22 protein-coding genes are annotated in these 22,860 nt (G+C 66.7%); 3 read left to right on the plus strand and 19 right to left on the minus strand.

Annotated features, from left to right (window positions below; all coding sequences use genetic code 11):
- Positions 1-8: 8 nt before the first annotated feature.
- From FB547_RS21245 to serA, 19 genes are all read right to left on the minus strand, one after another.
- Complete coding sequence (locus FB547_RS21245) at positions 9-509, minus strand: BON domain-containing protein (protein WP_145745667.1); 501 nt, start codon at positions 507-509, stop codon at positions 9-11.
- A 131-nt stretch (positions 510-640) separates the two neighbouring features.
- Positions 641-1,474, minus strand: coding sequence for a DUF429 domain-containing protein (locus FB547_RS21250; RefSeq protein WP_145745668.1), 834 nt, complete (start codon positions 1,472-1,474; stop codon positions 641-643).
- A gap of 2 nt (positions 1,475-1,476) precedes the next feature.
- Positions 1,477-2,358, minus strand: coding sequence for a DMT family transporter (locus FB547_RS21255; protein WP_145745669.1), 882 nt, complete (start codon positions 2,356-2,358; stop codon positions 1,477-1,479).
- Positions 2,359-2,374: 16 nt separating this feature from the next.
- A complete protein-coding gene (locus tag FB547_RS21260; protein WP_145745670.1) occupies positions 2,375-2,797 on the minus strand; it encodes a BLUF domain-containing protein in 423 nt (140 codons plus the stop codon).
- Between the two features lie 2 nt (positions 2,798-2,799).
- A complete protein-coding gene (gene folE, locus FB547_RS21265) occupies positions 2,800-3,531 on the minus strand; it encodes a GTP cyclohydrolase I (protein WP_145745671.1) in 732 nt (243 codons plus the stop codon).
- Between the two features lie 64 nt (positions 3,532-3,595).
- Positions 3,596-4,348 carry an endonuclease/exonuclease/phosphatase family protein gene (locus FB547_RS21270; RefSeq protein ID WP_145745672.1) on the minus strand — a complete coding sequence of 251 codons (753 nt, stop codon included), beginning with the start codon at positions 4,346-4,348 and terminating at the stop codon, positions 3,596-3,598.
- The gene (gene nudB, locus FB547_RS21275; protein ID WP_145745673.1) at positions 4,345-4,818 is read right to left on the minus strand and encodes a dihydroneopterin triphosphate diphosphatase; all 474 of its coding nucleotides are present in this window, start codon (positions 4,816-4,818) and stop codon (positions 4,345-4,347) included. Before nudB ends, FB547_RS21270 begins: the two co-directional genes overlap by 4 nt.
- 7 nt (positions 4,819-4,825) lie before the next feature.
- On the minus strand, positions 4,826-6,631 hold the full coding sequence (gene aspS, locus FB547_RS21280) for an aspartate--tRNA ligase (RefSeq protein ID WP_145745674.1): 1,806 nt from the start codon (positions 6,629-6,631) through the stop codon (positions 4,826-4,828).
- A gap of 33 nt (positions 6,632-6,664) precedes the next feature.
- Positions 6,665-7,285: a DUF502 domain-containing protein gene (locus FB547_RS21285; RefSeq protein WP_145745675.1), complete on the minus strand. Its 621-nt coding sequence runs from the start codon at positions 7,283-7,285 to the stop codon at positions 6,665-6,667.
- A gap of 10 nt (positions 7,286-7,295) precedes the next feature.
- Positions 7,296-7,640, minus strand: coding sequence for an FmdB family zinc ribbon protein (locus tag FB547_RS21290; RefSeq protein WP_145745676.1), 345 nt, complete (start codon positions 7,638-7,640; stop codon positions 7,296-7,298).
- Positions 7,641-7,733: 93 nt separating this feature from the next.
- Positions 7,734-9,173: a sodium:solute symporter family protein gene (locus tag FB547_RS21295; protein WP_145745677.1), complete on the minus strand. Its 1,440-nt coding sequence runs from the start codon at positions 9,171-9,173 to the stop codon at positions 7,734-7,736.
- Positions 9,174-9,185: 12 nt separating this feature from the next.
- The gene (gene ubiB, locus FB547_RS21300; RefSeq protein ID WP_145745678.1) at positions 9,186-10,751 is read right to left on the minus strand and encodes a ubiquinone biosynthesis regulatory protein kinase UbiB; all 1,566 of its coding nucleotides are present in this window, start codon (positions 10,749-10,751) and stop codon (positions 9,186-9,188) included.
- Positions 10,748-11,320 carry a hypothetical protein gene (locus FB547_RS21305; protein WP_145745679.1) on the minus strand — a complete coding sequence of 191 codons (573 nt, stop codon included), beginning with the start codon at positions 11,318-11,320 and terminating at the stop codon, positions 10,748-10,750. Before FB547_RS21305 ends, ubiB begins: the two co-directional genes overlap by 4 nt.
- A gap of 48 nt (positions 11,321-11,368) precedes the next feature.
- Positions 11,369-12,379, minus strand: a complete 1,011-nt coding sequence (locus tag FB547_RS21310) for a Tim44 domain-containing protein (RefSeq protein WP_145745680.1) — start codon at positions 12,377-12,379, stop codon at positions 11,369-11,371.
- A gap of 34 nt (positions 12,380-12,413) precedes the next feature.
- Positions 12,414-13,145: a bifunctional demethylmenaquinone methyltransferase/2-methoxy-6-polyprenyl-1,4-benzoquinol methylase UbiE gene (gene ubiE / locus FB547_RS21315; RefSeq protein ID WP_124956674.1), complete on the minus strand. Its 732-nt coding sequence runs from the start codon at positions 13,143-13,145 to the stop codon at positions 12,414-12,416.
- Positions 13,146-13,300: 155 nt separating this feature from the next.
- A complete protein-coding gene (locus tag FB547_RS21320; protein ID WP_145745681.1) occupies positions 13,301-13,714 on the minus strand; it encodes a gamma-butyrobetaine hydroxylase-like domain-containing protein in 414 nt (137 codons plus the stop codon).
- Entirely contained in the window at positions 13,714-14,151 is a 438-nt protein-coding gene (locus FB547_RS21325; protein ID WP_145745682.1) for an HIT family protein, read from the minus strand. Before FB547_RS21325 ends, FB547_RS21320 begins: the two co-directional genes overlap by 1 nt.
- Positions 14,148-18,026 carry a DUF3683 domain-containing protein gene (locus FB547_RS21330; protein ID WP_145745683.1) on the minus strand — a complete coding sequence of 1,293 codons (3,879 nt, stop codon included), beginning with the start codon at positions 18,024-18,026 and terminating at the stop codon, positions 14,148-14,150. The genes FB547_RS21325 and FB547_RS21330 overlap by 4 nt, the downstream gene beginning before the upstream one ends.
- A gap of 194 nt (positions 18,027-18,220) precedes the next feature.
- Positions 18,221-19,453 carry a phosphoglycerate dehydrogenase gene (gene serA / locus FB547_RS21335; protein WP_145745684.1) on the minus strand — a complete coding sequence of 411 codons (1,233 nt, stop codon included), beginning with the start codon at positions 19,451-19,453 and terminating at the stop codon, positions 18,221-18,223.
- A gap of 228 nt (positions 19,454-19,681) precedes the next feature.
- Between serA and ugpB the strand changes: the two genes are divergently transcribed.
- From ugpB to ugpE, 3 genes are all read left to right on the plus strand, one after another.
- Positions 19,682-20,995: a sn-glycerol-3-phosphate ABC transporter substrate-binding protein UgpB gene (gene ugpB / locus FB547_RS21340; protein WP_145745685.1), complete on the plus strand. Its 1,314-nt coding sequence runs from the start codon at positions 19,682-19,684 to the stop codon at positions 20,993-20,995.
- A gap of 98 nt (positions 20,996-21,093) precedes the next feature.
- Positions 21,094-21,975: a sn-glycerol-3-phosphate ABC transporter permease UgpA gene (gene ugpA / locus FB547_RS21345; protein WP_015866909.1), complete on the plus strand. Its 882-nt coding sequence runs from the start codon at positions 21,094-21,096 to the stop codon at positions 21,973-21,975.
- Between the two features lie 33 nt (positions 21,976-22,008).
- Positions 22,009-22,860 (plus strand): sn-glycerol-3-phosphate ABC transporter permease UgpE, encoded by an 852-nt coding sequence (gene ugpE / locus FB547_RS21350; protein WP_145745686.1) that lies wholly within the window; start codon positions 22,009-22,011, stop codon positions 22,858-22,860.

Consider the following 22,860-nt stretch of genomic DNA (forward strand, 5'->3'; position numbering starts at 1 on the left):
GGGAACGGTCAGCTTCTGACCTCGAGCTGGTTGTTCACCGAGGTCACGCCCTGCACCCCCTTGGCGATTTCCTCGGCCCTCGCCTTGGCGGCTGCCGTGGGTGCGGGGCCCTTCAGGTTCACGACGCCACCCTTGGTGTCGACGTCGATCTTGATCGCGCTCAGGTCCGGGTCCTTGGCGAGGCCTGCGGACACCGACGCGGTGATCGCGGCATCGTCCACCGTGGCACTCACGGCCGCGCCGGCGTTCTTTGCCGCGTCCTTCACCTCGGCGGCGGTGCCGGAGGCGTCGATCTTCGCCTTCGCGTCCTTCAGGGCTTCCGCGGTCTTGGCGGCGGCCGTGTCGGCCGCCTTCTCGGTCTTTTCGATGGCACTGTCCAGCTTCTCGCCCGCGGTGCGGTTGCCCGCGTTGTCGCACGCGGCAAGGGTCAGCGCGGTACCGGCCAGCAGCACGGCGAGCCATGCGCGCGAAGACGGCATGGCGATGGTTGTTCGACGAATATTGTTCATTTGGAATCCTCCAGTCGCTCGCAGGGAGCAGGAAAGGGCGTGGTCCGAAGGGACCGCCCACGGCCCACTCTAGCTTTCGGATCGAGCCGGCAAGGATGGCCGGCGGCGCGAAACCCTGTAGGACGGAAGGGTCAAGCCGTGACGATCCAGCCTTCGAGCGGATCGAACTGCTCCGGCAAGCCGTAGCCCGGGCCGGGCGTGGAAGCGCGCTGCGCGCCCCAGGCGGCCTGCACGAGGCAAAGCACCGCATCGATGTGGTCGCCGCGGGCGTCGCCGAGCAGCTCGGTGACCTGGGTGCCACTGAGCGCCAGCCGCAGGCCGAGCCGCGTGGCGCCGCCTTCGAGCGCCGCGAGCAGGTCGGTGCGTGCAGCCAGCCGTTCGGGCGTCTGCTTCGCAGGCTCATCGCTCTTGTAGCTGCGGCGGCCGATCAGCTCGCGCGCGAGCAGCCCCGGATAGGCCTCGAGCGCAACGCGGCTGCCGTTGCTGCCGACGTGCAGCCCCGGCAGGCTCGCGCCTGCATCCAGCAGCGGCGGCACGCCCGCATGGAGCATGAAAGCCACGGGCGGATTGACCCATTTCATCGACGTGCTCGAACCCGCGGGTCCGTCGGTCGCCCGGTGCGCAAACTTGCCGCCGGCCGGGCGGGCGGCGCAGAAGGCCGCGAAGGTGGCGCGGATCTCGGCGCGGCCCAGGCCCGCGTAGTGGCTCATGAGCGCTTTCCATTCGCGCGGCCAATGCAGATGCTCCACCAGCTCGCGCGGAAGCCCGAACGGAAAATCGAAGCCGCCGATCCATGCGGGTTCGCTGCGCAGCCATGCGGCCCAGGCATCGAGCGCCGCGAAACGCCGCAGGTCCGCCAGCACCAGCTCGCCCGCATCGCCGATGCTGCCGCTGGCCACGACGATCGGCTTGCGCGCCGTGGGTGCGCAGGAGAAATCGCAGCCGAACAGCAGCGCGGCGCTCATCGTCACCCCAGCGCGAGTGCCACCACGCCAGCCGCGATGAAGCCGGCGCCCAGCAGCCGCAGCAGGCGGTCGCCCTCGCGCAGCAGATGGCCGCCGATCAGCGCGGCGAACAGCATCGAGACCTCGCGCGCCGGCGCAACATGCGAAATGGGCGCCTGCTGCACCGCGTAGAGCACGAGCACGTAGGAGACCGGGCTGATCGCCGCCACCAGCAGTGCGTACTTCCACTGCGCGCGCCACATCCGCGCGGTAGCGGCGCGGTCGTGCAGCGCCGCGGGCAGCAGCAGCCCCACGCGCACGAAATTGCTGAAGTAGTCGAGCAGGATCGGCGACATCGCCAGGAACTTCACGGCATAGCTGTCGGCCACCGTGTAGGCCGCAATGAAGGCGCCGGTCAGCACGCCGTAGCGGAGGCCCTTGTGCACCCGCGCGCGCTGGACAGGGTCATGCGCCTTGCGCCAGAGGCCCGGCCCGCCCGCCACCAGGAACACGCCGAGCACCACGCCCAAGATGCCCGCCACACCCACCAGGCTGATGCGCTCGCCAAGGAACAGGATGGCCACCAGCGACGACAGCAGCGGACCCGAGCCGCGAGCCAGCGGATAGACCACCGTGAGGTCGGACTTGCGGTAGCCGCGCAGCAGGATGACGTAGTAGAAGACGTGCAGCACGCCGCTCACTGCGACGAAGCCCCACTCCCGCAAGCCCCAGCCCGGCACCACGCGCCAGCCCAGTGCAATGCCCACGGGCGCCCAGACGATGGCCATGAACACGCCGCTCTGGAAGGCGAAGCGCGCATCGCCGTTCGCCTTCTTGGCGGCGATGTTCCAGCTGGCATGGACGATCCCGGCAAGCAGGATCAGCGCAAAGGCGGAAAGCGGCACCCCGGAAAAACGGGGTTCAGTGGCGCCCGACGATGGCCGCGGTGGCCATCAGCTCCTCGAGCAATGCCAGCGAGACCTTGCCCGACACTGCGTAAGGATTGAGCTCGGGCTTTTCCGAATACTTGAGCAGCGTCGAGGCATTGAGCTTCGAGAGGTTGACCTGCCCCATGGTCCAGCCGCCGAAGCGGCGCTCGGAGATTTCCTCGTAGTGCAGCAGCACCACGTCCTTGTGGCGTGCATCGCGCTGGATGTGACCGTACAGCTCGCTGATGGCCATGCGCCCGCCCTCGATGGCCTGCAGGAAAGTGCCCGCGCCGTAGCAAAGAATGCCGGTGATGCCGCAGGCCGGGTTGTGCGTGCGCGATTGCGCGAGGATGGCTTCGATGGCCTCGGGGCTGGTATCGACCGCGCGGCTGGCGTAGAGAAGTCGGACCAGCATGTTCAGCTCCTTCGTGGCAGCAGGGAAAGGAATTCGCGCCGCAGGCTCGGGTCCTTCAGGAACACGCCGCGCATGACGGAGTTGATCATCTTGCTGTCCATTTCCTTCACGCCGCGCCAGGCCATGCAGAAATGCTCGGCTTCCATCACGAGCGCAAGGCCGTCGGGCTGTGTCTTTTCCTGAATGAGGTCGGCCAGCTGCACCACGGCCTCTTCCTGGATTTGCGGGCGGCCCATCACCCATTCGGCCAGGCGCGCGTACTTCGACAGGCCGATGACGTTGGTGTGCTCGTTGGGCATGATGCCGATCCACAGCTTGCCGATGATCGGGCAGAAGTGGTGCGAGCAGGCGCTGCGCACGGTGATCGGGCCGACGATCATCAGCTCGTTCAGGTGCTCGGCGTTCGGGAATTCGGTGAGCGAGGGCGGCGCCACGTAGCGGCCCTTGAACACTTCGTTCAGGTACATCTTGGCCACGCGGCGCGCGGTGTTGCCGGTGTTGTGGTCGTTCTCGAGGTCGATCACCAGGCTTTCGAGCACGCCCTTCATCTTGATCTCGACCTCGTCGAGCAGCGACTCGAGCTCGCCGGGTTCGATGAACTCGGCAATGTTGTCGTTGGCATTGAAGCGCCTGCGCGCGGCCGTCAGGCGCTCGCGGATCTTCACCGAGACGGGCGTACCCTCGTCGTCGTTGTTGCCGTCAGGGCGCGGTTCCACGTCGGTTTTCCTCAGCATCCGCGCATGGTATCAGCGAACGCATTCCGGCCGGGGCCGGCGGGGAACACCGCGCCGGCGCCGTTCATGCCATCGCAAAATCGGCCACCAGCGGCAGGTGGTCGGACATCCGCGCCCAGATCGGGCCGCGCGGCACCGAGCAGGCCACCGGCTCGAGCTGGCGCCCGTAGACGAAATCGAGCTGCGCCACTGGCAGGCGCGAAGGGTAAGTGAGGGTTCGCGGCCCGCGCAGGTCGCTGGTGTCGCGCAGGCCCATCGCGTTCATGGCGTAGCGCATGCGCGCGCCCCAGTCGTTGAAGTCGCCCGCGACGACGACCGCCTCGCCGGACGGCACCTCGCGGTCAATGAATTCGCGCAGCCGCGCCACCTGCCGCACGCGGCTGCCCTTGATGAGCCCCAGGTGCACCACGATGGCATGCACCGGCCGCCCCTCCACCTCGATGACGACGTGCAGCAGGCCGCGCTGCTCGAAGCGGTGGTCGGAAATGTCCTGGTGGCCGGTGCGGATCACCGGCCAGCGGGTGAGCAACGCATTGCCGTGCTCGCCGTGGCGCGTGATGGCGTTGGTCTCGTAGACGGCGGTGTAGCCCTCGGGCGCGAGGAAGTCGGCCTGCGGAAGCTCGGGCCAGCGCTCGAAGCGAAGCGCGGCCTGCCGGTTCATCTTGCGCACCTCCTGCAGGCAGACGATGTCGGCATCGAGCTGCTCGATGGCATGCCCCAGGTTGTGGATTTCCAGTCGCCGGGCCAGCCCGATGCCCTGCACACCCTTGTGGATGTTGTAGGTGGCCACCCGGAGGTTGTATGCCGGCAGGTTCATCGCACAAATTCTGGCAGCAACAGAATGGCTTCGGCGTTGGATGGGGAAAAACACGCATCGGCCGCCTCGCGGTAGGGCAGCCACTTCCAGTGGGTGTGCTCGCGCGGCGCCAGCGTGGGCACCACGCGCTCGGGCACGCACAGCCCGAACAGGTGCTCGGTGTTGTGCGTCACGCCGGGCGCATAGCGCGAGCGCCAGCGCGGATAGATCTCGTAGACGTTGCGCAGCCGCCAGTCGACCAGCTGCGATGCGAGCGGGCTGCCCTCCCCGCACTGGATGCCGGTTTCCTCGGCCACCTCGCGCGCGGCGGTGAGCGCCAGCGGCTCGTCGGCCAGGTCCTTGCTGCCGGTGACCGACTGCCAGAAGTCCTCGGCGTCGGCGCGGCGGATCAGCAGCACATCGAGCGCCCGCGTATGGATGACGACCAGCACCGACTCCGGAATCTTCCAGGGCCGGGCGCTGGCGGTCATGGGCGCATCACGCGGGTTGCTGGACGTTGCGCAGCCGGATGTGCAGCTCGCGCAGCTGCTTCTCGTCGACCGGGCTCGGCGCCTGCGTGAGCAGGTCCTGCGCGCGCTGGGTCTTGGGGAAGGCGATCACGTCGCGGATCGACTCGGCACCGGTCATGAGCATGACCAGGCGGTCCAGGCCGATGGCGATGCCGCCGTGCGGCGGCGCGCCGTACTGCAGCGCGTCGAGCAGGAAGCCGAACTTGAGCTGCGCGTCCTCGGCGCTGATCTTGAGCGCGCGGAACACCTTGCTCTGCACTTCCTCGCGGTGGATACGCACCGAGCCGCCGCCCATCTCGATGCCGTTGAGCACCATGTCGTAGGCCTTGGCGATGCACTTCTCGGGAGCCGTGTCCATGAGGTCTTCATGGCCGTCCTTCGGTGCGGTGAACGGATGGTGCACGGCGCTCCAGCGCTGGCCTTCCTCGTCGAACTCGAACATCGGGAAGTCCACCACCCACAGCGGTGCCCAGCGGTCGTCGAACAGGCCGGCCTTCTTGCCGAAGGCGCTGTGGCCGATCTTCACGCGCAGCGCGCCGATCGCGTCGTTGACGATCTTTTCCTTGTCGGCGCCGAAGAACAGGATGTCGCCGTTGCGCGCACCCGTGCGGGCGATGATCTCGGCCAGCGAGGCGTCGTCGAGGTTCTTGACGATCGGGCTCTGCAGGCCTTCGCGGCCGGCCGCGGCGTCGTTGACCTTGATGTAGGCCAGGCCCTTGGCGCCGTAGATCTTGACGAACTCCTGGTAGGCGTCGATCTCGCCGCGCGAAAGGCCGCCCTCGGCGCCGCCGCCCGGCACGCGCAGTGCGACCACGCGGCCGCCCTTCATGGTGGCGGCGTTCGAGAACACCTTGAACTCGACGCGCTTCATGAGCTCGGTGAGCTCGGTGAACTCGAGCTTCACGCGCAGGTCGGGCTTGTCCGAGCCGTACTTGAACATCGCGTCGCCGTAGGTCATGGTCGGGAACACCGGCAGGTCGATGCCCGCGGCGTTGCGGAACACGTTGCGGATCATGCCCTCGAACATCTCGCGGATCTCTTCCTCGGCGAGGAACGAGGTCTCGATGTCGATCTGCGTGAATTCGGGCTGGCGGTCGGCGCGCAGGTCTTCGTCGCGGAAGCACTTCACGATCTGGTAGTAGCGGTCGTAGCCGGCCACCATCAGCAATTGCTTGAAGAGCTGGGGCGACTGCGGCAGCGCGAAGAAGCTGCCGTCGTGCACGCGGCTGGGCACCAGGTAGTCGCGTGCGCCTTCGGGCGTGGACTTGCCGAGCATCGGGGTCTCGATGTCGATGAAACCGTTGGCGTCGAGGAACTTGCGCGTTTCCATCGTCACCTTGTAGCGCAGCATCATGTTGCGCTGCATGGCCGGGCGGCGCAGGTCGAGCACGCGGTGCGTGAGGCGCGTGGTTTCGGACAGGTTGTCGTCGTCCAGCAGGAACGGCGGCGTGACCGAGGGGTTCAGCACCTTGAGCTCATGGCACAGCACTTCGATCTTGCCGCTCTTGAGGTGGTCGTTGGTGGTGCCTTCGGGGCGCGAACGCACCAGGCCGGTGATCTGCACGCAGAACTCGTTGCGCAGGTTCTCGGCCACGGCGAAGGTGGCGGCGCGGTCGGGGTCGCACACCACCTGCACGTAGCCTTCGCGGTCGCGCACGTCGATGAAGATCACGCCGCCATGGTCGCGGCGGCGGTTGACCCAGCCGCACAGGGTGACGGTTTGGCCCATCAGGGCTTCGGTCACGAGACCGCAATAGTGAGTACGCATGGCCATATCTTGGATTCCGGCGCCGCGGGGGCGCGTTTTTTACTTGTTCGCGAGGGAGGACGGGCCGCCGGGGACGACCACCCCCATCGAGACGATGTACTTGAGCGCTTCATCCACGCTCATCTTGAGTTCGATGCAGTCGCTGCGCCTGAGCATCACGAAATAGCCGCCCGTGGGATTGGGCGTGGTCGGCACGTAGACGCTGAGGTAGTCGCCACCGCCCAGGTGCTCGACCACGTCGCCGCCGGGCATGCCGGTCACGAAGGCGATGGTCCAGACTCCCTCGCGGGGCCACTGCACCAGCACCGCGGTGCGGAAGGCGTTGCCATTCTCGGAGAACAGCGTGTCGGACACCTGCTTGACGCTGGAGTAGATCGAGCGCACGACCGGGATGCGCCGCACCACGGCGTCGCCCCATCCGAGCAGGCGCTTGCCCACGAAATTGCTCGCAATGGCGCCCACGCCCAGCAGGATGGCCAGCGTGAGCAGCACGCCGAGCCCGCGCACGTTGTTGTCGTACAGCCACTTCTGCCAGACCGAAGGCAGCACCCAGAGCGTCTGGTCCAGCGTGTCGATGATCCACTTCAGCACCGCCAGGGTGATGAACAGCGGAACGATCACCAGCAAGCCGGAGAACAGCCATTTGCGCAGGGCGAGCATGGATGGCTTCTCAGTCGCTCTTGGCGGCGGCAACCGGCGCGGGGGCCGGGCTGGGGGCGGGGGCGGGGGCGGCGGCGGGCGCTGGGCTGGAAGCTTCCGCGGTGCTGGCGGCCGGAGCGGCGGCGGCGTCGCCGTTCTTGGCCGCGGTTGCAGGCTCGGCCTTCTTGCCGCCGCCATCGCGGAAATCGGTCACGTACCAGCCGGAACCCTTGAGCTGGAAACCGGCGGCGGTGACTTGCTTCTCGAATGCACTTGCGCCGCACGCCGGACACACCGTGAGGGGTGCATCGGACATTTTCTGCAGGGCGTCCTTGGCGAAGCCGCAGGCGCTGCACTTGTAGGCGTAGATGGGCATGGAATTGAGTGAAAAAGCGGCGCAAAAATGACGCAGGGACCGCTCGCAAAGCCCTCGATTATAAGGGCGCCCCCGCGCTTCGGGGGGGACGCCCTAGACAGCCAGCATCCGGTGCGGCGTGCGGGTGTTGGCGACCCATTGGGGCGCCAGCGATCCGGCCACCAGGCCGGCAAAGGAGGCCAGCACACCGGCCAGCTGGGCCGGGAATTCGCGGCCCCAGGGCATGGCCAGGAACAGCAGCCAGGTGCCGATGCCCAGCACAATGGAGGCCAGCGCGCCCTGCGTGGTAGCGCGGCGCCAGTAGAGCCCGCACACCAGCGGCACGAAGGCGCCGACCAGCGGCACCTGGTAGGCGCCCGACACCAGTTCGTAGATGGGGGTGCCCTGCATGCGGATGGCATAGGCCAGCACGGCCGCACTGAAGACCAGCACCGTGATGCGCATGGTCATGAGGTTCTGGCGGTCGGTGCCCGCGGGCCGGAACTGGCGCCAGATGTTCTCGGTGAATGTGACGCTCGGCGCGAGCAGCGTGGCCGAGGCGGTCGACTTGATGGCCGACAGCAGCGCGCCGAAGAACAGCACCTGCATCACGAAGGGCATTTTCTCGAGCACCAGCGTGGGCAGCACCTTCTGCGGATCTTCCTTCAGCAGCGCGGCGGTCTGCTCCGGCATGATCAGCAGCGCGCTCGCCACCAGGAACATCGGCACGAAGGCGAACAGGATGTAGGCCACGCCGCCGATCACCGGACCGCGGGTGGCGGCCTTGACGCTGTTGGCCGACATCACACGCTGGAACACGTCCTGCTGCGGAATGGAGCCCAGCATCATCGTGATGGCCGCGGCAAAGAAGAACACCATGTCGTGCCAGTTGGGCTCGGGCCAGAACTTGAAGAGCTCCTTGCTGACCGCGAAAGCCACCACCTTGTCGGCGCCGCCGGCCAGGTTGCCGGCAAACACCGCAATGCCGGCCAGCCCCGCCACGAGGATGATCATCTGGATGAAATCGGTCACGGCCACCGACCACATGCCGCCGAACAGCGTGTAGGCCAGGATCGAGACCACGCCGATCACCATGCCCGCGGGGATGGAGATAGCGCCGGCCGAAAGCACGTTGAACACCAACCCCAGCGCCGTGACCTGCGCCGACACCCAGCCCAGGTAGCTCAGCATGATGATGAGCGAACAGGCCACCTCGACGCCGCGGCCGTAGCGCTCGCGGTAGTAGTCGCTGATGGTCAGGAGCGTCATGCGGTAGAGCTTGCCCGCGAAGAACAGGCCCACCAGGATCAGGCAGGTGCCGGCGCCGAACGGGTCTTCGATGACCCCGTTCAGGCCGCCTTCGATGAACTTGGCCGGAATGCCGAGCACCGTTTCGGAGCCGAACCAGGTCGCGAAGGTGGTCGTCACGATCATGTAGAGCGGCAGGTGCCGCCCGGCGATGGCGAAGTCGGTGGTGTTCTTCACCCGCTTGGCGGCGTACAGGCCGATCGCGATGGTGACCAGCAGATAAACGACAACCAGCGTCAGCAGCACGGGGACACTCCTCTAGAACAATTTCACGCGCACCAGCACTTGCATGGCGAGCAACCCCAATACAAATCCTATGCCACCGTAGATGATGGTCTGCAGCAGCCGGTTGGTGCGCTTCTGGGCGGCCAGCAGTTCCAGCAGCTCGCGGCGGTGGTCGGCGGGCCGATTTTCAAGGAAATCGTGCAGCAGGCGCGGCAATTGGGGCAGCAGTTTTGCATAGCGCGGCGCTTCGGCCTTGAGCTGCTGGAACAGCTTCTTCGGCCCGATCTGGTCGACCATCCACTTCTCGAGGAAGGGCTTGGCGGTGTGCCAGAGGTCGAGTTCGGGGTCGAGCTGGCGGCCCAGGCCCTCGATGTTGAGCAGGGTCTTCTGCAGCAGCACCAGCTGTGGCTGGATCTCGACGTGGAAGCGGCGCGAGGTCTGGAACAGGCGCATCAGCACCATGCCGAGCGAGATCTCCTTCAGCGGCCGGTCGAAGTACGGCTCGCAGACGGTGCGGATCGCGCCTTCGAGCTCGTCGATGCGGGTGCCCTCGGGCACCCAGCCGCTCTCCAGGTGCAGCTCGGCCACGCGCTTGTAGTCGCGCCGGAAGAAGGCCACGAAGTTCTGCGCCAGGTATTCCTTGTCCGACTCGGTCAGCGTGCCGATGATGCCGAAGTCGAGCGAGATGTAGCGCCCGAAGGTCTCCGGCGCCAGGCTCACCTGGATGTTGCCCGGGTGCATGTCGGCATGGAAGAAGCCGTCGCGGAACACCTGGGTGAAGAAGATCGTGACGCCGTCGCGCGCCAGCTTGGGAATGTCGACGCCGGCCGCGCGCAGGCGGTCGAGCTGGGCGATGGGCACGCCGTCCATGCGCTCCATCACGATCACCTCGGGGTGGCAGAAGTCCCAGAACATCTCGGGGATCAGCACCAGGTCGAGCTCGGCCATGTTGCGGCGCAGCTGGGCCGCGTTGGCCGCCTCGCGCACCAGGTCGAGTTCGTCGTGCAGGTACTTGTCGAACTCGCCCACCACTTCGCGCGGCTTCAGGCGCTTGCCGTCGGGCGAGAGCTTCTCGACCCAGCCGGCCATCATGGCCATGAGCGCCAGGTCTTTCTCGATCACGCCGCGCATGCTGGGGCGCAGCACCTTCACCGCGACTTCGCGCACCTCGCCCTCATCGGTGCGGATGGTCGCAAAGTGGACCTGGGCGATCGACGCGCTGGCGATCGGCGTCTCGTCGAACTGCACGAACACGTCGCCCACCGGCCGGCGGAACGCGCGCTCGATGGTGGCGATGGCCACCGACGAGGGGAACGGGGGCACGCGGTCCTGCAGGAAGGCGAGCTCGTCGGCGATGTCGGGCGGCAGCAGGTCGCGCCGGGTCGACAGCACCTGGCCGAACTTGACGAAGATCGGGCCCAGGCGTTCGAGCGCCTCGCGCAGCCGCTGGCCGCGCGGTGCGTCGAGATTGCGGCCGATGGAGACGACGCGCGCCACCACGCGCAGCCAGGGTTTCTGGAAGCTCGTGAGCACGAGCTCGTCCAGGCCGTAGCGCAGCGCGACCCAGACGATGAAGATTCCGCGGTAGAAGCGCCTCATTCGGCCGTGCTCGCCGAGCCGGTCGACGGACCGCCGGACTGCCCGGGCCTGCGGCCGCCAACGAACTGGCGCAGCGCATCCACGACCCGGCGCGCGCCGTTGGCAATGGTGTGCGCCGGCACGTCGCCCACGAGGCGGGCGACGTCGTCCTCGACGTCCCAGCGCACGTGGTCCACCAGCCAGTTGACCTCGGCGGCAAGCTGCACGTCGCCGATGATCTGTACCGAAGGCTTGCCGCCGCGCAGCGTGGCGCGGGCCAGTTCGAAGGGGGATTCGTCCGTGACGGTGAGCGTGAGCTCGGGCACCGAGCCGGCGGGCGCGAGGTCGAGCAAGCCGGCCGGCGTGGCCACCATCTCCATCGTCACGAAGCGCCACTGGAAGCGCACCACCCGCCCCTGCTGCCTGAGCAGCCGCTGCTGGGCCTCGGGTTCCTGCTGCAGCACATGGTTCAGGAACAGCACCGCGCGGTGCTGGATCTCGTGCACCGCCCAGGCGGGCGGCTGCAGGCGCTCGCCGATGCGATTGAACAGCTCGTCGAGAAAAGAAAATGGGGACGATGGTGTGGCCATGTCCCCATTATCGGTTCTGCAGGCGGCCCCGCGGCCGCCCGAATGTGCTTACTGCAGGGCCTGGACGCCCGCCACCAGCCAGCCGCTGGTGCCGCTGGTGGGCTTGGTCATGTTCCAGACTTCGCGGAACGGACCCGGGCCGGCGGAGGCATCTTCGCGGATCATGCCGGAGAACTCCACGCTCGCGAGGTAGGCATCGGCCAGTTCCTCGATGCCGAGCAGCTTGGCGTCGAGCATGACGACCTCGGTCTTGTTCGAGGCGCCGCCGGTGTGGCTTGCACGGTCGGCCAGCTGGCTGCGGATTTCCTCGACCATGTCGTCGGTCATCATGGAGCGCAGCATGCCGACGTCGGCGCGGTCCCATGCGTCCTGCAGCGTCACGAAGTTGCGCTTGGCGGCGCTCAGGAAGCCGTCCACGTCGAAGCCGGCCGGAATGCCCCACGACTGCGAGCCCGAGAGCGCCGAGCCGATCATGCTGCCGCCGGCCGCCGCGCCTGCCGCGGACAGGCTGCTGCCATGCGCGGAGCCGGCGTCGAAGGCGGCCGTGTTGCGCTCCCAGGGCCGCGCCGAAGCGTCGTTGCCGACGTTGGCGGGGCTGTACTGCGCGGGCGCGCTGGCGTTTGCCGGGTTGCCGGCGCCTTCGAACGCGAAGCCGCCCGGGCGGCCGGCGCCCGACGATGCGGCCGAGCGGGCCTTGAACATGCGCCAGACGAACAGCCCGGCCATCACGAGCAGGCCGATCAAGAGGATGTTCGCAAAGCCGGCGCCAAGGCCCAGCGAATTCGCGAGCCACGCGAGGCCCAGGCCGGCGGCGAGGCCACCGAGCATGGCGCCCCAGGGGCGCTTGGGCGCTGCGGCGGCGGGCGCCGGCGTTGCGGGCTTCGGCGCCGCATTGGTCGCGCTTTGCTGCGCGGGTGCGGTGGGCGCTGCGGATTCGCGCTGCGTCACGTTGGACGACTGGCGGCCGAACGACTTGCCGCCGCCGATGCGAGCTGCGTCTGCCTGGACGCTGACCAGGGCCAGCACACAAGCCAGGAACAAAGAACTCAAACTTTTCATGTCGTCTCCTCTTTCGAGCGAAGAATTCGCCTCATCAACATTTGATTCCAACATGAAGGGCCACCACGCCCCCCGTCATGTTGTGATAGTCCACATGCCCGAAACCGCCCTCTTTCATGAGGGTCTTGAGTTCATCCTGCGCGGGATGCATTCGGATCGATTCGGCCAGGTAGCGGTAGCTCGCGTCGTCGCCGGCCACCAGCTTGCCCAGGCGCGGCAGCACGTTGAACGAATACCAGTCGTAGGCCTTGGCCAGCGGCTTGGCGACCTTCGAGAACTCGAGCACCAGCAGCTTGCCGCGCGGCTTGAGCACGCGGTTCATTTCCTTCAGCGCCACGTCCTTGTGCGTCATGTTGCGCAGGCCGAAGGCCACGGTCACGACGTCGAAGTGGTTGTCGGGGAACGGCAGCTTCTCGGCGTCGCACACCAGCGTGGGGAGCGCCACGCCGGCATCGAGCAGGCGGTCGCGGCCGGTGCGCAGCATGGCTTCGTTGATGTCGGTGTGCACCACCTGGCCGCTGGCGCCCACCTTCTTCGAGAAGGCCAGCGCGAGGTCGCCGGTGCCGCCTGCGATGTCGAGCACGCGCGAGCCCTCGCCCACGTTGGCCACCATCACGGTGTAGGCCTTCCAGGCGCGGTGCAGCCCCATCGACATCAGGTCGTTCATGAGGTCGTAACGCGTCGCGACGGAATCGAAGACGCCGCGGACACGTTGCGCTTTCTCGCTTTCGTCGACTTTCTCGAAGCCGAAGTGGGTGGTGCTCATGCGCCTGATATTAGGCCGGAAGCACACAGCTCAAGAAGGCGACCCTGCGGCGACGGCGGACATTTGTTGCTTTTTCTTGAAATCGCGGGCCGCGGCAAGGCGCGCCGCGCCTGCGTGCGGGGCTATTTTTTCAGGAGCGGACGGGGTCTGGCGGGTCAGTGGCTGCCGCAGGCGGAGCCGCCCTTGTCGATCATCGGCGCATCGCGGTCGACGCCCGCAGCGGCGAGCCGGCGCTCGTATTCGGCCCAGAGCGCAACCTGGTTGGCGCCGAGTTCGTACAGCAGGTTCCACGAGAAGATGCCGGTGTCGTGGCCATCGCTGAAGACCGGCTGCACGGCGTAGTTGCCGACCGGCTTCAGGTCGACCAGATCGACCTCGCGCTTGCCGGTCTGCAGCACTTCCTGGCCCGGGCCGTGGCCCTGCACCTCGGCGGACGGCGAATAGATGCGCATCAGCTCGAACGGAATGCGGAAGGTGGCGCCGTCGGAGAAGCCGACCTCGAGCACGCGCGACTGGCCGTGCACGGTGATCGATTGCGGCGTCGGTGCGCCGGCTTGCAAACCTGCCATCAGAAGCTCCTTGTGCCCAGTCGGGCCATCATCGCACTCTCGAGTGCGGGCAGGTGCGCGGCCACGTCGGCTTCCCGGGCCGCATTCGCTTCGCGCTGCACCGGCGCCCAGACGGAGCCCGGGAAATGGGTGTCGTCCACAAAGCGCGCGATCACGTGCCAATGCAGGTGCGGCACCATGTTGCCGAGCGCCGCAAGGTTGATCTTGGCCGGCGACAGATGCTCGCGCAGGCACTGCTCGACCACCGTCACCGCCTCCATGCACAGCACGCGGTCGGCCGCGTCGAGGTCGGAAAACTCCGCCGCATGCGCGCGCCAGATCACGCGGTAGAAGGCCGGGAAGCCGGCCTCCTCGGCATGAATGACGCGAAGCTTCGCGCCCTCGAACACGATGCGGCCGCCGGGGCCTTCGCAGAAGGGACAGTTTTCTACCTTCATACCAATACCCGCTCGATGCCGCCCTGGTTGGCGGCGGCCACGTATTCGGGCATCCAGTCCTTGCCGAGGATCTTGTTGGCCATCTCGACCACGATGTAGTCGGCTTCGAGCAGCCCGTTGTTCAGGTCGTTGCCGTAGCGCGAGAGGCCCTGCAGGCAGCTCGGGCAGCTGGTCAGGATCTTGACGTTGTCCTTCTCGCCGACCTGGCCGTTCGCGCGCAAGGCGGCCTCGCCCTTCTTGAGCTCTTCTTCCTTGCGGAAGCGGATCTGCGTGGAAATATCGGGCCGCGACACGCCCAGCGTGCCCGATTCGCCGCAGCAGCGGTCGTTCTTGAGCACGTTGTCGCCGACCAGCGCCTTCACGGTCTTCATCGGGTCCTGCAGCTTCATCGGGCTGTGGCAGGGGTCGTGGTACAGGTAGCCGCCGCCGCCCGCATCGGCCAGCGTGATGCCCTTTTCGAGCAGGTATTCGTGGATGTCGATGATGCGGCAGCCCGGGAAGATCTTGTCGAACTGGTAGCCCTGCAGCTGGTCGTAGCAGGTGCCGCAGCTCACCACCACGGTCTTGATGTCGAGGTAGTTGAGCGTGTTGGCCACACGGTGGAACAGCACGCGGTTGTCGGTGATCATCTTTTCGGCCTTGTCGTACTGGCCGCTGCCGCGCTGCGGATAGCCGCAGCAGAGATAGCCGGGCGGCAGCACCGTCTGCACGCCCGCATGCCAGAGCATGGCCTGGGTGGCGAGGCCCACCTGCGAGAAGAGGCGCTCCGAGCCGCAGCCCGGAAAGTAGAACACCGCCTCGGTTTCCGAGGTGGTGGCCTTCGGGTCGCGGATGATCGGCACGTAGTCGGCATCCTCGATGTCGAGCAGCGCGCGCGCCGTCTGCTTCGGCAGGTTGCCCGGCATCTTCTTGTTGATGAAGTGGATCACCTGCTCCTTGAGCGGCGCCGGGCCGAGCGTGGCGGGCGGCGCGGCGGTCTGCTTCCTCGCGAGGCCGCGCAGCAGGTCGTTGGCCAGGCGCTGCGCCTTGAAGCCGATGCCCACCATGCCCGCGCGCACCGCCTTGATGGTCTGCGGGTTGGTCGCGTTGAGGAAGAACATCGCGGCCGCGTTGCCGGGCCGGAAGCTCTTCTGCCCCATCTTGCGCAGCAGGTTGCGCATGTTCATCGACACGTCGCCGAAGTCGATCTTCACCGGGCAGGGCGTGAGGCACTTGTGGCACACGGTGCAGTGGTCGGCCACGTCCTCGAACTCTTCCCAGTGCTTGATGCTGATGCCGCGGCGGGTCTGCTCTTCGTACAGGAAGGCTTCCACCAGCAGCGAGGTCGCGAGGATCTTGTTGCGCGGGCTGTACAGCAGGTTGGCGCGCGGCACGTGGGTGGCGCACACCGGCTTGCACTTGCCGCAGCGCAGGCAGTCCTTCACGCTGTCGGCAATGGCGCCGATGTCGCTCTGCTGCATGATGAGCGATTCGTGCCCCATGAGGCCGAAGCTCGGCGTGTAGGCATTGGTCAGGTCGGCGTGCGGCAGCGCGGCTTCGCCGGCGGGCGCGCGCAACAGCTTGCCCTTGTTGAAGCGGCCCTCGGGGTCGACGCGGCGCTTGTAGTCCATGAAGGGCGCAAGCTCTTCGTCGCTCAGGAATTCGAGCTTGGTGATGCCGATGCCGTGCTCGCCCGAGATCACGCCGTCGAGGCTGCGCGCCAGCGCCATGATGCGCACCACCGCGGCATGCGCGGTCTGCAGCATCTCGTAGTTGTCGCTGTTGACGGGGATGTTGGTGTGCACGTTGCCGTCGCCCGCGTGCATGTGCAGTGCCACCCAGACGCGGCCCTTGAGCACCTGCTGGTGGATGGCGGTGCATTCGGCCAGGATCGGCGTGAACTCGGCGCCCGAGAAGATTTCCTGCAGCGGCTGGCGCAGCTGGGTCTTCCAGCTGGCGCGCAACGTATGGTCCTGCAGCTGCGGGAACAGCACATCGACGTCGCGCAGCCATTCGGCCCAGAGCGCGCGCACGCTCTGCACCAGCGCCACGGCCTGCGCCACGCGGTCTTCGAGCAGCTCGGCCGCCGGGATCTCGTGCGCGTCGTCGGTCTTGCCGAGCGGCAGGTTGCCGCGCAGCAGGAAGGCCTCGAGCGCGTCGGTGAGCGCGAGCTTGTTCTGCAGCGAGAGCTCGATGTTGATGCGCTCGATGCCGTCGCTGTACTCGGCCATGCGCGGCAGCGGAATGACCACGTCCTCGTTGATCTTGAAGGCGTTGGTGTGCTTGCTGATGGCCGCGGTGCGCTTGCGGTCGAGCCAGAATTTCTTGCGCGCCTCGGGGCTGATGGCGACGAAGCCTTCGCCGCTGCGCGAATTGGCGATGCGCACCACTTCCGAGGTGACGCGCGCCACCGCATCGGCGTCGTCGCCCGCGATGTCGCCGAACAGCACCATCTTGGGCAGGCCGCCGTGCTTCTTCGACTTGGTGGCGTAGCCCACGGCCTTCAGGTAGCGGTCGTCCAGGTGCTCGAGGCCGGCCAGCAGCACGCCCGAGCGCTTCTGCTCGGCGAACATGAAGTCCTTGATCTCGACGATGCTGGGCACCGCGTCCTTGGCGTTGCCGAAGAATTCGAGGCACACGGTGCGGGTGTGCGCCGGCATGCGATGCACCACCCAGCGGCAGCTGGTGATGAGGCCGTCGCAGCCCTCTTTCTGGATGCCGGGCAGGCCCGAGAGGAACTTGTCGGTCACGTCCTTGCCGAGGCCTTCCTTGCGGAAGGTGCGGCCGGGGATCTCCAGGCGCTCGGTGCGCAGCTTCGTCTTGCCGTCGGCGGCGTAGTACTGCAGATCGAACACGGCGCTCTCGGCGTCGTGGATCTTGCCGAGGTTGTGGCCGATGCGCGTGACCTCGAGCCATTCGGCCTGCGGCGTGACCATGCGCCACGAAGCCAGGTTGTCGAGCGCCGTGCCCCACAGCACGGCCTTCTTGCCGCCCGCGTTCATGGCCACGTTGCCGCCGACGCACGAGGCCTCGGCGGAGGTCGGGTCGACCGCGAACACGAAGCCCGCGCGCTCGGCGGCGTCGGCCACGCGCTGGGTGACGACGCCGGCCTCGGTCCAGATGGTGGGCACGGGATTGTCGAGGCCGGCCAGCGGGACCAGCTCGACCTCGGTCATGGCCTCGAGCTTCTCGGTGTTGATGACCACGCTCTTCCAGGTGAGCGGGATGGCGCCGCCGGTGTAGCCGGTGCCGCCGCCGCGCGGAATGATGGTCAGGCCCAGCTCGATGCAGCCCTTGACCAAGAGCGCCATCTCGGCCTCGGTGTCGGGGCACAGCACCACGAAGGGGTATTCCACGCGCCAGTCGGTGGCGTCGGTGACGTGCGAGACGCGCGAGAGGCCGTCGAACTTGATGTTGTCCTTGGCCGTGAGGCGGCCCAGCACGCGCGTGGCCTTGCGGCGCAGGGCCGCCACGTCGCGGAAGGCGGTGTCGAAAGCCGCGACGGCCTGGCCGACGAGGTCCGTGAGTTCGCCCACGAGCTGGTCGCGCGGCAGGTCGCTGTCGGGCGTGCGGCGCTTCTGGACTTCGGCCAGGCGGTGCCGGAGCGCATCGACCAGCTGGCCGCGGCGGCGCGGGTTGTCGAGCAGGTCGTCGACGAGGTAGGGGTTGCGCTGCACTACCCAGATGTCGCCGAGCACTTCGTACAGCATGCGCGCCGATCGGCCGGTGCGGCGCTCGGCGCGCAGGGTCTGGAGCAGTTCCCAGCCGCGCTCGCCCAACAGGCGGATCACGATCTCGCGATCGGAAAAGCTGGTGTAGTTATAGGGGATCTCGCGCAGTCGTACAGGCTCTGCGGCCTGCGACAACAGCGTGGTCAACGCGGTCGGAGCATTCATCGGGGGTGGCACCTCGGCCAGGCGCTGCGCGCCCATCTAGCCGGGGGTGGGATTTTAGGGCAGGGGGCGGGGTCTTGCCTCGGGCGGGTGGCGTTACCCTTGGGTTGGGCGCCCGGCAGGCGGTGCGGCGCAGCCGGCCCCACCCCGGCCCTCTCCCGGAGGGAGAGGGAGGAAGACCGACCGGGAGTGCCTTCCTAGAACAGCACGCGGCTGCGGATCGTGCCGTTTACCTTGGCCAGCTTTTCCAGCGCCAGGTCGGAATAGGCTGCATCGATGTCCATCACCACGTAGCCGATCTTCTCGTTGGTCTGCAGGAACTGCGAGGAGATGTTGATGTTGTTGTCCGAGAAGATCTTGTTGATCTCCGACAGCACACCGGGCACGTTGCGGTGGATGTGCAGCAGCCGGTGCTTGCCGGGGTGGGCCGGCAGCGCCACCTCGGGGAAGTTGACCGACGAGGTCGAGGTGCCGTTGTCGCTGTACTTCACCAGCTTCTCCGCCACCTCCAGGCCGATGTTGGCCTGCGCCTCCATCGTCGAGCCGCCGATGTGGGGCGTGAGGATGACGTTGTCGAGCCCGCGCAACGGCGACTGGAACTCGTCCTTGTTGGTGCGCGGCTCGACCGGGAACACGTCGATCGCGGCGCCCAGCAGCTTCTTCTGCTTCAGCGCCTCGGCCAGCGGCTCGATCGCGACGACCGTGCCGCGCGAGGCGTTGATCAGGATCGCGCCGGGCTTCATGGCGGCGATTTCGGCCGCGCCGATCATCCATTGGGTGGCCTGCGTCTCGGGCACGTGCAGGGTCACGATGTCGCTCTGGGCCAGCAACTGGTGCAGTTCGCGCACCTGGTGCGCATTGCCCAGGGGCAGCTTGGTGACCACGTCGTAGAAGGCCACCTTCATGCCCAGCGCCTCGGCGAGCACCGACAGCTGGGCGCCGATGGAGCCGTAGCCCACGATGCCGAGCGTCTTGCCGCGGATCTCGAAGGCGTTCTCGGCCGACTTGAGCCAGCCGCCGCGGTGCGCGACCGCGCTCTTCTCGGGCACGCCGCGCAAGAGCAGGATGGCTTCGGCCAGCACCAGCTCGGCCACCGAACGGGTGTTGGAGTACGGCGCGTTGAACACCGCCACGCCGTGTTCGCGCGCGGCCTCCAGGTCGACCTGGTTGGTGCCGATGCAGAAGCACCCCGCCGCCACCAGCTTGTGGGCAGCCGCGAAGACCTCGGCCGTGAGCTGCGTGCGCGAGCGGATGCCCAGGAAGTGGACGTCGGCGATCTTGGCCTTGAGCTCCGCATCGGGCAGCGCACCCGGCAGCGTCTCGATGTTGGTGTAGCCCGCAGCGCGCAGGACCTCCACCGCCGAAGGATGGATGCCCTCGAGCAGAAGGAACTTGATCCGGCTTTTGTCGAGGGAGGTTTTGCTGCTCATGGCGTACTCGCGGAAGCCCCGGCCGCGGCAACAGGCTAGGCCGAAAAAAGGGGGAGGTCGATGCTAGCATGCTGCGCCGCAGCATGAAGGCGCGCACCCCGTGGGAAGCCCTGCGCCAAAGGGGTTTTCCCGATTGGAAATTAGCAACAGTCCGTGCGCAAATGTGACGCGGCCGTGTCATCCACATGGCCTAGCATCCGCGCTTCCATTTTCCCATCAGGAGTCTTCATGCGATTCAAGACGCTCGCGCTGGCATCGGCGCTGGCCGCCACCACGCTGTTCAATGTGGCACATGCCCAGACTGAGATCCAGTGGTGGCATTCCATGACTGCCGTCAACAACGAGTGGGTCAACGATCTGGCCAAGCAGTTCAACGAGAGCCAGAAGGAATACAAGGTCGTGCCGACCTACAAGGGCACGTACGACGAATCGATGACGGCCTCCATTGCCGCCTTCCGCGCCGGCAACGCACCGCACATCCTGCAGGTGTTCGAAGTGGGCACCGCCACCATGATGGCCAGCAAGGGCGCCATCGTGCCGGTGGGCCAGGTGATGAAGGACGCGGGCGAGAAGTTCGATCCGGCCGCCTACATCCCCGCCGTGGCCGGCTACTACACCGCGCCCAACGGCCAGATGCTGAGCTTCCCGCTGAACAGTTCGACCACGGTGTTCTATATCAACAAGGACGCCTTCAAGGCCGCCGGCATCGACACCGCCAAGCTGCCCGCGACCTGGCCCGAGGTGACGGCCGCCGCAGCCAAGCTGAAGGCCAGCGGCCACAAGTGCCCGTTCACCACCGCCTGGCAGGGCTGGACGCAGCTGGAGAGCTTCTCGGCCTGGCACAACGTCGAGTTCGCGACCAAGAGCAACGGGCTGGCCGGGCTCGACGCCCGCATGAAGATCAATTCGCCGCTGCACGTGCGCCACATCGAGAACCTGGCCAACATGGCCAAGCAGGGCCTCTTCATCTACAAGGGCCGCGGCAACGTGCCGGAAGCCTCGTTCGTCTCGGGCGAGTGCGCAATGATCAACACCTCGTCCGGCTTCTACGGCAACGTCGCCAAGAACGCCAAGTTCGCCTATGCGGTCGCTCCCCTGCCCTACTACCCGGATGTGCCCGGCGCACCGCAGAACACGGTGATCGGCGGCGCCAGCCTCTGGGTGATGTCGGGCAAGAAGCCGGCCGAATACAAGGGCGTGGCCAAGTTCTTCAGCTTCATCTCGACGCCTGAAGTGCAGTCGGCCAGCCACAAGCGCACCGGCTACCTGCCGGTGACCACGGCGGCCTACAAGCTCACCGAGGAATCGGGTTTCTACAAGCAGAACCCCGGCACCGACGTGGCCGTCACGCAGATGATCCGCAAGGTCACCGACAAGAGCCGCGGCATCCGCCTGGGCAACTACGTGCAGGTGCGCGCCATCGAGGACGAAGAGCTCGAACAGGTCTGGAGCGGCAAGAAGACCGCCAAGGAAGCCCTCGATTCGATCGTCACGCGCGGCAACGAGCAGCTGGAACGCTTCCAGAAAGCCAACAAAAGCTAACGATTAACGGCCGGGCCCGCGGGTCCGGCTAATATCGCCCGCCCCCGTTCGCTCGTGCGCAAGAGCGGGCCAGGCGGGATTTTTTATGCAGAGGGTTCATGGAAAAACGCGTTTTCTTTCGCTCGGGCTGGCTGCCCTGGCTGCTGCTGACGCCGCAAATGGCGGTGATCCTCGTGTTTTTCTTCTGGCCGGCGGCGCAGGCGCTACTGCAGTCGCTGCAGCAGCAGGACGCCTTCGGCACGTCGGTGGAGTTCGTCGGGCTCGACAACTTCCGCCAGATATTCAGCGATCCGAGCTATGTGGAGTCGTTCAAGACCACCGCCCTGTTCTCGGTGCTGGTGGCGGGCATCGGCATCACGCTGTCGCTCGGGCTCGCGGTGTTTGCCGACCGCATCACGCGCGGCGGCACCTTCTACAAGACCATGCTGATCCTGCCCTACGCCGTGGCGCCCGCGGTGGCGGCCGTGCTGTGGGTGTTCATGTTCTCGCCGTCGCTGGGCGTGGTGGCCTATGCGCTCGGCAAGATCGGCATCGACTGGAACCACCTGCTGGACTCCGGCCACGCCATGACGCTGATCGTGATGGCCTCGGTGTGGAAGCAGATTTCGTACAACTTCCTGTTCTTCCTGGCCGGGCTGCAGTCGATTCCCAAGTCGCTCATCGAGGCCGCCGCCATCGACGGCGCGCGCCCGTGGCGCCGCTTCTGGACCGTGCAGTTCCCGCTGCTTTCGCCCACCACCTTCTTCCTGCTGGTGATCAACGTGGTCTATGCCTTCTTCGACACCTTCGCGATCGTCGATGCGGCCACCCAGGGCGGCCCGGGCAAGGACACGGCCATCCTGGTCTACAAGGTGTATTACGACGGCTTCAAGGCCATGGACCTTGGCGGTTCGGCGGCGCAGTCGGTGGTGCTGATGGTGATCGTGGTGGCGCTCACCGTGATCCAGTTCCGCTACGTGGAGAAGAAGGTTCAATACTGATGAAGCAAGACAAGAATCTGGCGGAGGCGTTCCATGGTTGAGAAACGCGGCACCCACGGCATCCTGGCCCATGTGGTGATGATCCTGGGCGTGTTCATCGTCGCCTTCCCGCTCTACCTGGCCTTCGTGGCGTCCACGCACACGGCGCAGGAGATCGTGCAGGCGCCGATGCCGCTGCTGCCCGGCAGCAACATGCTGGACAGCTACAAGGGCGCGCTCTTCGGGCGCGAAACCAGCAGCGGCTCCAACGCGCCCGTGGCCCACATGATGTGGGTGAGCCTGGTGACGGCGCTGGTGATCTCCATCGGCAAGATTTCCATCTCGCTGCTGTCGGCCTTTGCCATCGTCTACTTCCGGTTCCCGTTCAAGAAGATCTGCTTCTGGGCCATCTTCGTGACGCTGATGCTGCCGGTGGAGGTGCGCATCCTGCCCACCTACAAGGTGCTGTCCGACCTGAACATGCTGAACACCTACGCGGGCCTCACGGTGCCGCTGATCGCGTCGGCCACGGCCACCTTCCTGTTCCGCCAGTTCTTCCTGACGGTGCCCGACGAGCTCACCGAGGCCTCGCGCATGGACGGCGCAAGCCCGATGCGCTTTTTCTTCGACGTGCTGCTGCCGCTGTCGAAAACGTCGATTGCGGCGCTGTTCGTGATCCAGTTCATCTACGGCTGGAACCAGTACCTCTGGCCGCTGCTCGCCACCACCGGCGAAGACATGTACCCCGTGGTGGTCGGCATCAAGCGGATGATTGCCGGCGGCGACAGCCAGAACGAATGGAACGTGGTGATGGCCACCGCCATCCTCGCCATGCTGCCGCCCGCGCTGGTGGTGGTGCTGATGCAGAAGTGGTTCGTCAAGGGTCTTGTGGATACCGAGAAATAA

It is taken from the genome of Variovorax beijingensis, assembly GCF_007828835.1.
GTDB lineage: Bacteria > Pseudomonadota > Gammaproteobacteria > Burkholderiales > Burkholderiaceae_C > Variovorax > Variovorax beijingensis_A.